General features: G+C 42.7%; 1 protein-coding gene. It reads right to left on the reverse strand.

Translation table 11 applies throughout. The annotated features are described in order from the left end of the window. Positions 1 to 308 precede the first annotated feature (308 nt). The coding region (locus A3739_RS01955; protein ID WP_068500051.1) for an NAD-dependent epimerase at positions 309 to 1311 on the reverse strand (1003 nt) is incomplete at its 5' end.

Raw genomic sequence — 1311 nt, forward strand, 5'->3', positions numbered from 1 at the left:
AGCCAGACTCTTTAGGGATTGGTTTTAATGGCGCAGAATGCAAAAGTGTACTGAAGGCAAAACTACCGATCAGAGCGATCGCAGAATAGACATGATTCATATTACTTTCCCTGACAATAATTGTTAGTGCGGCCAATATACAGCTCAAAATATAATAGTTGAGATCTTATTGGTTTACCAAATTCATGGCCTGAAACTAGCGACGCCGCAAGCAAGAACCTGTAAAAGGCTCACTCGCGGCGTTTTAAGATGAGATGAAGTTTGTAAGAAAAAGCCCATATCAAGAAAGATATGGCAGGCTATCTAACTTAAACCTTGTAGAAGTCTCTATACCACTCAACAAAGTTCGCAACACCCTCTTCTAAGGGCGTTGACGGCTTGTAATCAACATCTTTGATTAATGCATCGACATTGGCGTAGGTTGCAAGTACATCACCCGGCTGCATTGGAAGAAGATTTTTCTCTGCTTTCTTACCAACGTTTTCTTCGATCAACTCTATATAACGGAGCAATTCACATGGATTATTGCTACCAATGTTATAGATGCGATAAGGCGCTCTAGATGTGGCTGAATCAGGATCTACTCCAGACCAATCGGGATTTGAAGCAGCAGTATTGTCTAAGGTACGAATAACGCCCTCGACAATATCGTCAATATAGGTGAAGTCACGCTGATGCTTACCATAATTAAATACGTCGATAGGTTTCCCTTCGATAATATTCTTAGTAAACATAAACAAGGCCATGTCAGGTCGTCCCCAAGGGCCATATACCGTGAAAAACCGTAAGCCAGTCGTCGGCAATCCGAACAAGTGACTATACGTGTGTGCCATCAATTCATTCGACTTCTTAGACGCAGCATACAGGCTTACTGGATGGTCGACATTGTCATGCACAGAAAACGGCATACTTTCATTAGCACCATATACGGAACTACTTGATGCATAAACAAGATGCTCAACTTCGTGATGACGACAACCTTCAAGAATATTCGTGAATCCAACGATATTCGCATCGATATAAGCTTGCGGATTCTCGAGCGAATAACGAACACCAGCCTGCGCAGCTAAGTTCACGACTCTTTGTGGTTTATGCTCAGCAAAGACCCGCTCAACTTCAACGCGACCTTCGAGAGAAACACGTTCTTCAGTAAAGTTTGGGTGATCTTTAATTCTCGCGAGTCGTGCTTCCTTTAAACTCGGATCATAATAATCGTTGACGTTATCTAATCCGATGACGGTATCGCCGCGATCTAACAAACGTATCGCTAAGGCATTACCGATAAAACCCGCCGTCCCTGTAATTAATACT

This window comes from Oleiphilus sp. HI0067 (assembly GCF_001635735.1).